Source organism: Novosphingobium sp. B-7 (assembly GCF_000410615.1).
GTDB classification, from domain to species: domain Bacteria; phylum Pseudomonadota; class Alphaproteobacteria; order Sphingomonadales; family Sphingomonadaceae; genus Novosphingobium; species Novosphingobium capsulatum.
The window spans coordinates 1-6,481 of record NZ_KE148412.1 but is presented as its reverse complement, the minus strand read 5'-3'; the positions used below and the strand labels follow the sequence as shown (position 1 = coordinate 6,481).

The 6,481-nt window shown below is 62.1% G+C and carries 7 protein-coding genes and 1 tRNA gene; 5 read left to right on the top strand and 3 right to left on the bottom strand.

All coding sequences use genetic code 11. The annotated features are described in order from the left end of the window. Positions 1-569: NAD(P)H-binding protein (locus H926_RS28580; protein WP_043610321.1), on the bottom strand; the 569-nt coding region annotated here is incomplete at its 3' end. A 267-nt stretch (positions 570-836) separates the two neighbouring features. Here H926_RS28580 and H926_RS0117880 point away from each other — a divergent pair. Then, positions 837-923: transfer RNA gene (locus H926_RS0117880), tRNA-Leu, on the top strand. Positions 924-1,088: 165 nt separating this feature from the next. Beyond that, positions 1,089-2,330: an integrase arm-type DNA-binding domain-containing protein gene (locus H926_RS0117875; protein WP_028658197.1), complete on the top strand. Its 1,242-nt coding sequence runs from the start codon at positions 1,089-1,091 to the stop codon at positions 2,328-2,330. Between the two features lie 170 nt (positions 2,331-2,500). Here H926_RS0117875 and H926_RS0117870 read toward each other — a convergent pair whose 3' ends face one another. After that, a complete protein-coding gene (locus H926_RS0117870; protein ID WP_022677523.1) occupies positions 2,501-2,731 on the bottom strand; it encodes a hypothetical protein in 231 nt (76 codons plus the stop codon). 392 nt (positions 2,732-3,123) lie between these two features. Between H926_RS0117870 and H926_RS0117865 the strand changes: the two genes are divergently transcribed. From H926_RS0117865 to H926_RS0117855, 3 genes are all read left to right on the top strand, one after another. Continuing rightward, a complete protein-coding gene (locus tag H926_RS0117865; RefSeq protein ID WP_022677522.1) occupies positions 3,124-3,435 on the top strand; it encodes a PadR family transcriptional regulator in 312 nt (103 codons plus the stop codon). A gap of 221 nt (positions 3,436-3,656) precedes the next feature. Continuing rightward, positions 3,657-4,580, top strand: a complete 924-nt coding sequence (locus tag H926_RS28575; RefSeq protein WP_237741086.1) for an FtsW/RodA/SpoVE family cell cycle protein — start codon at positions 3,657-3,659, stop codon at positions 4,578-4,580. Positions 4,581-4,585: 5 nt separating this feature from the next. After that, entirely contained in the window at positions 4,586-5,512 is a 927-nt protein-coding gene (locus tag H926_RS0117855; RefSeq protein ID WP_082209222.1) for an alpha/beta hydrolase-fold protein, read from the top strand. Positions 5,513-5,636: 124 nt separating this feature from the next. Here the strand turns inward: H926_RS0117855 and H926_RS0117850 are convergent, their stop codons facing one another. Next, positions 5,637-6,479, bottom strand: coding sequence for a GyrI-like domain-containing protein (locus tag H926_RS0117850; RefSeq protein ID WP_082209221.1), 843 nt, complete (start codon positions 6,477-6,479; stop codon positions 5,637-5,639). Positions 6,480-6,481 lie beyond the last annotated feature (2 nt).

The window sequence follows — 6,481 nt, the reverse complement described above, 5'->3', positions numbered from 1 at the left end:
ACCGGCTGCAGGCGGCCTTCGGGGCCGAACACCGGCACCACCGGGAACTGGCTGATCACCTTGCCGAACAGGTTGAGGAACGCGTCATCGGCCCCGAACATCACCGAGGGGCGCACCACCCCTGCGCCGGGGAACGCCGCCGCCACGGCCGCTTCGCCTTCGGCCTTGGTGCGGGCATAGGCGACAGGCGAGCCGGCATCGGCGCCGATGGCCGAGACATGCACGAACGCCTGCGCGCCGGCATCCTTGGCCAGCGCCGCCACGCGGCCCGCGCCGCGGCCCTGCACGGCATCGAGATCACCCTTGAACGCGCCGACCAGGTTGACCACCGCATCGGCGCCCAGGAACGCGGCCGCCAGCGAGCGTTCGTTCTGCACGTTCACGCGCAGGAACTGCACCTGGCCCAGATTGCCCAGCGCCTTGATCGCATAGCCGCGTTCGACATGCCGGCTGCACACGCGCAGACGCGCGCCACGCTCCAGCAATTCCTGCGCAAGATGGCTGCCGAAAAAGCCGCTGCCACCCACCAGCACCACCAGCTTGTCTTCCAGATCGCGCACGTTGCCCATAGCCTTGCCTGTTCCACCTTGGTCGGTTTGCGAGAAGAAGCGGCGCGCCGGCCGCTCCACACCATGTTTCATCGCGCCTTGGCACAGCCAGGGCCAGCCGTTCAATGCCCCGGATCAACCACAGTGCCCGGCCAAGCGGAAAATTGCCGGCTGTGGAAAAAAAGATGCCATGAAAATGACAAAACCCGTGTTGACACCCCCCGGCCTCACCCGTATTGGCCCCTCCACCGACGGCGAGTGCCCGACAGCACGCACCGAAGAGAAAGTGCCCAGGTGGCGGAATTGGTAGACGCACCGTCTTCAGGTGGCGGCGCTCGAAAGGGCGTGGAGGTTCGAGTCCTCTCCTGGGCACCATTTCTCATTCCACGGACGTCCGTAGACGTCCGTGAAGTGGCTGAAATAAGCCAAATTTTGTGTTATGATCGTCCATCCAAATACGGGCGAATTCGGCACCAACCGGGAACAATGCGGGTATATTCGAGGGTATCGATATTCGTCCCTAGCTAGGACGATACCCTCATGGGAACCCTGTTTGTCACCACCATCGCCAGCGCCAAACCGCACGAGCGCGACTATAAGCTGTCGGACGGCGGTGATCTCTATCTTCTGGTCCGCCCCACCGGCACGAAGCTTTGGCGTTTCAATTATCGCTATCTTGAAAAGCATCGCACGCTTGCGTTTGGTGCCTGGCCCGAGGTGAGCCTCGCAGATGCGCGCGTGCGCCGCGACGACGCACGGCGCTTGCTTGCTGCAGGCACCGATCCTTCGCACCAACAGAAAGTTGATGCTGCCCGCGCTCGCGTCGCCGAGAACGACACTTTCAAGCTCGTTGCCGAGGAGTGGGTAGCCAAGAACATGCGCGAGGGCATGGCCGAGATAACGCTGAGCAAACTGCGTTGGCTCCTCGACAAGGCTTATCCCAGCATCGGAAATCGCCCAGTTGCCAAGATCAATGCGCAGGAGGTTCTAGCCGTACTGCGCGCGGTTGAGGCAACAGGTCGCCACGAAAGCGCTCGGCGCATGCGGAGCGTACTTAGCCGAGTCTTCCGCTACGCTATCGCGACAACGAGGGCAGAGCGGGACCCGGCAAGCGATTTGCGCGGCGCGTTGACAGTTCCCAAAGCCAAGCACCTTGCTGCAATTACCACCGAGGATCGGGCCGGAGATCTCATGCGCGCGATCGAAGGCTATTCCGGCCATGCCATCACGCTGTTCGCTTTGAAGCTGTCAGCACATCTCTTTGTGCGCCCCGGTGAACTTCGCCAAGCGGAATGGGCAGAGTTCGATTTCGATCGCAGCGTGTGGAACATCCCTGCCGAGAAGATGAAGATGCGCCGCCCGCACCGCGTCCCTCTATCATCACAGGTTGTAGGCCTGTTTGAGGGCTTATGGGACCTGACGGGTCAGGGCCGTTATTGCTTTCCATCATTCCGCACCTCGACGCGGCCCATGTCGGAAAACACGGTCAATGCCGCTTTGAGGGCCCTTGGCTTTGGACAAGAGGAAATGACCGCGCATGGCTTTCGGGCAATGGCGGCCACTCTTCTCAACGAGACCGGACGTTTCAATCCGGATGCGATTGAACGGCAATTGGCGCATATGGAAAACAACGGGGTCCGCCGCGCCTATACGCGGGGAGAATACTGGAATGAGCGGGTGGCGTTGATGCAGTTCTGGTCGGACGAGCTGGACCGCTTGCGCGATGGCGCGAGAGTGCTCAAGCCTAACTTTGGCGGCCAAAAGTCGTTTGTCTCCGGATAGGCTTTTTGCCGTTAGCTTGGTGCCGAGACTTGCCTAAGGTTAGCTGTGGCGCGATGGACATGCCCTGAGACATAAACGGTCACGGGATGCCTGATAGTCCCCTGTTTACGGCCCTGATTTGGCTTGCTGCCGCGGAGCGACAGTAACCCGGGCAATCAGCGGCGATGACGCTAATTTGCGCCCGCCTTACCGGCCTCAAGTGCTGCCGCACGCACCATATGCGCCCAACTCCCGATATACGCAGCGCGAACCTTGTACTCGTCACCTGCCTCCTGAGTCATCCAGGCAACGCCGCCCAGCGTCTCGGCCAACTCCTGCGTAGTGCAGATGCCCTTGCGTTCGAGCAACCCACCCAGCGCCGCCAATACCGTGCCAACCGCGAACAATGCATCTTCGTCCATGCGTCGCTCCTATCCTGCCACAAGTCCAAGCATGACGTATCTAACGATAAATGCTAGGCGGAGCGCTCAAGTTTCAGCGGTGTCGCGAACCGCCGCCATACCAGACGTTCGGCAGCCAGAACCGGAGCGTCGAAAGCTGCCGGTCGTTCACTGCGGTCGGGCGGCACTCGAATGCCCGGGCCTGGGACAACATTACCACTGGTAGCGGTTTCCCCAAATGGCGGGTTCCACCGCGATCTGCCACTCGTGAATGTTCCGGAAAGGATGGGAAAATTTGAACGGTCGCGCTTTAGCAGAACGCGGCAGCCTAAGGTTCCTGCAGGGTACTGGGTAGTTCGACGATCGATCAAAATCAGGCTTGACGCTAAATCTATCTAGGTAGATTTAATGCCATGCCTCGTTCACGGACTCTCTCCTCCCATGCTCGGACGGTCCTTGCCGTTCTCCTCGATGCCGGTGGCCAATGGTCGCACGGCTATGAATTGGTTCGGCTCGCCGGTGTGAAATCTGGCACGCTCTATCCGCTGCTGATCCGTCTGGAAGCGCAAGGCTATCTCGAAGCGGAATGGCAGCCGCCGACGGAAGGCGGACGGCCGCCTCGGCATGCCTATCGCTTGACGGCGAGCGGCGTGCAGTTCGCCCGCGCCAATCCCCCCGAACAGGCGGCGCCTCCGGCGTCGCATCACGGGCGGGCGACGATATGAGCGCCGGTCTGCGCCGTGGTCTCGCAACCCTTTGCTGCCGTCTTCTGCAAGCCGTCCTACCGCCCTCAATGCAGTCGTGGGGGTGGGCGGTGCGGTACGAGGCGGCCAGTATTCCAGACGACACCAAGGCACTCCTTTTCGCCATCGACAGCCTGAGCGGCCTTCTGCCGCGCGCCCTCGCAGTACATCTGCTTCATCCCTTTGGCGAAGGATCGACCGCCATGAACCGCCTTGACTTCATGCTGCGTCGTCCCCGCGCGCTCGGAATCCTGTGCGCGATCAGCGCGGCCTTGCTGGGGATTGCCTATATGGCGTTCGCTGGTGCGCCGATCCGCTACCTCGGGATCAACCTCGGTGCGTTGGCGATCGGCCTCTCCATGCTGGGGATGCTCGGCAATATCGCGATGGCCGACCGGCGCTGGGCCGATACCGCCATCGTCGCGATGGCCGGCGCGTTGCTAGCCACGGCCCTCTTCGGCGCCCAGGTCGACGGTGCGGCGCGCTGGGTAAACCTGGCGGACCTGGCAATCCAACCGAGCCTGGTCCTGTTGCCGGTGATGCTGGTCGCCTTTGCGCAAACACGCAGCGCGACAGCGGCGGCGGGCCTTGTCATCTCCGCTGCCGCGATGGCGCTTCAGCCTGACAGGGCGATGGCCGGGATGCTCGCGCTTTGCGTGACCATCCTCGCGGTCATCCGCCGCGATCCAGGCACTGTCATAGCGTGCGCCGCCGGTGCCGCTGGGTTTGCCGCCACGCTGATGCGTGCCGACTCGCTGCCGGCCGCCCCTTACGTCGATCAGATCCTCTATTCTTCTTTCGACATCCATGCGGGTGCTGTCTTAGCGGTGTGGGGCGGTGCGGCACTGATGCTCGTGCCGGCAATCGTCGGTTTGACTCGCGATCCTGATAATCGAACGGTGTACGCGGTCTTCGGTGCGGTCTGGTTTGCCGCGATAGCCGCTGCGGCTCTCGGCAATTATCCGACGCCGGTCGTCGGTTACGGCGGCAGCGCGATCATCGGCTATGTGGTGAGCCTCTTCGCACTGCCGAAGCTGACTGGTGTGCCCGCTCGGAAGGCGTGGCATGGAGATGATCCGACGGATCGATCGCCGCCTGCCCGCGACCTCCTCGTCGCGCTGGCATGATTGCCATGTCGAACCACAGCAAAAAGCTCCGCCGCTTGACCGCCTTCGCGGTTCGACGCCCAAATAGATACTGGCTGATCGGCGCATTGATCATAGCGTCACTCTACTATGCATGGGGTCAGATCACGCAGCCACGCGGCGATCAGGCGGTGGCGTTTCGTCCCGCCACGCAGAGCTGCGGCACCGATGGGCCGCTACGCTACTGCATCTATCGTGACCAGCGCGGGACGAACGGCGATGTCCTCTACCATCTCCATGGCCGCAACCTCGACGAGCGCATCTGGAACGACGACACCTATCTCACCGCGATGATCCAGGCCGAATGGCAGCGCAGCGCCGCGTTACCACCTACTGTCGTCGAACTGTCCTATGGCCCCACCTGGTTGCTAACCCCCAAGGGAGACAAGGCCGATAGCGGCTTGCTAGACGACATGATGCGCCGCCTGCCCGCCATCGAGGCGAAGGCCGGCAGGCCACGCCGTCGCCTGCTGATGGGAGAGTCGATGGGTGGCCTAAACGTCCTGATCGCCGGCCTGTCGCATCCATCGCGCTTCGCCAAGGTCGCGGCGCTTTGCCCCGGCATCTATGCGGTCTCGCCCTTCGCATCGTTCGCTGAAATCCGCGCCGCAGCGAAGCGGAAAGGTGCCGACCCCAAGATCATTTTTGGTGTGTGGATGCTGGCGCGGAGATATGCGGCGAACGACGCGGAGTGGCAGCGCATCTCACCGCTTGCCCTGATCGAGCACGCGCGTCCCGACTATCCCACGCTCTATCTGTCGAACGGCCTGTACGATGCCTATGGCAATTTCGAAGGCTCCCAGCGGCTGGTCGATATTGCCCGCGCTCATGGCGTGAAAACGGAGTGGCATCCGCTCTATGGCGGGCACTGTGCCGCTGACGCCGCGTCGCTCGCCGCATTCCTTTCGTCCTGATGCTTTCTCATTGAGATCGCGACAGCCGCTCTGACACACTCCGTTTAGTCGTCCTCTCCTCGCACGGTATTCATTCATCAAGCTATCCATTCGAGCTACGGCCATCTGACCGGAGGCCGAGCTTCTACTGGAGCGGCAGGAACAGATCGGTGATCGCTTCATGCTCGGGAACGTCCGGGAAGAAAAGGACACGCTGGGCATAGAGCGGAAAATCCCGCAGTTCCTCTCCGCTGGTAGGTAGCCAGTCGCGATAGAGGAATTCAGCCGCCGGGCGCAGATCGTCGCTACTGCCGATCACACGTAGAACCGCGCAGCGCCCGCCCGGTATCGTGCCGGCCTCTACGCCGGCATCGGCAGCGGTCAACCGGCGGCGGATTTCGGTGGCGAGGTCAATATGATAGACGTCCGGTCCGCTGATCTCGGGATCGGTGTGAAAGATGGTGTAGGTGGCATGATCAGCGGCGCGCACGCCATGCCCTTTGCGCCAGGCAATAAAGCGCCGGATCGTTTCGCCAAGACGTTGGGGATCGCCATGGTGACTCATGAACGCGATGTTGGTGTCGAGGACCTCGCGCAGGGTGACATCTTCGCTCGAGAATTGCTGGGTCATGATTTGGCTCCTTGCCCGGGATAGCGGCGCCATTGCCGCTTCCCATGCCACCCAGTCTGGCTGTTCCCGAAAGGCCAATGGCGCCTGACCCATACGCTGCCGAAAGGCGCGGGCGAAACTGTCGGGCGCCTCATAACCGGCGTCGAACGCGATGTCGGTCACGGCATCCGCGCGAAAGGCCAATCGCGAAGCGGCCCGTTTCATCCGCGCCATTTGCACATAGCGGTAGAGCGACATTCCGAGCATGGCGCTGAACTGCCGGTGGAAATGATAAGGCGAAAACGCCGCAACTGCGCTCAACACGTCAAGCCCCAGATCGCCATCGAGATGACGGTGAATATGACGTGCTCCCCTGATTG

Excerpts from the sequence above, each read along its gene's own strand:
- H926_RS0117875 (WP_028658197.1), top strand. The coding sequence starts at position 1,089 with ATGGGAACCCTGTTTGTCACCACCATCGCCAGCGCCAAACCGCACGAG.
- H926_RS0117870 (WP_022677523.1), bottom strand. The coding sequence starts at position 2,731 with ATGGACGAAGATGCATTGTTCGCGGTTGGCACGGTATTGGCGGCGCTG.
- H926_RS0117865 (WP_022677522.1), top strand. The coding sequence starts at position 3,124 with ATGCCTCGTTCACGGACTCTCTCCTCCCATGCTCGGACGGTCCTTGCC.
- H926_RS28575 (WP_237741086.1), top strand. The coding sequence starts at position 3,657 with ATGAACCGCCTTGACTTCATGCTGCGTCGTCCCCGCGCGCTCGGAATC.
- H926_RS0117855 (WP_082209222.1), top strand. The coding sequence starts at position 4,586 with ATGTCGAACCACAGCAAAAAGCTCCGCCGCTTGACCGCCTTCGCGGTT.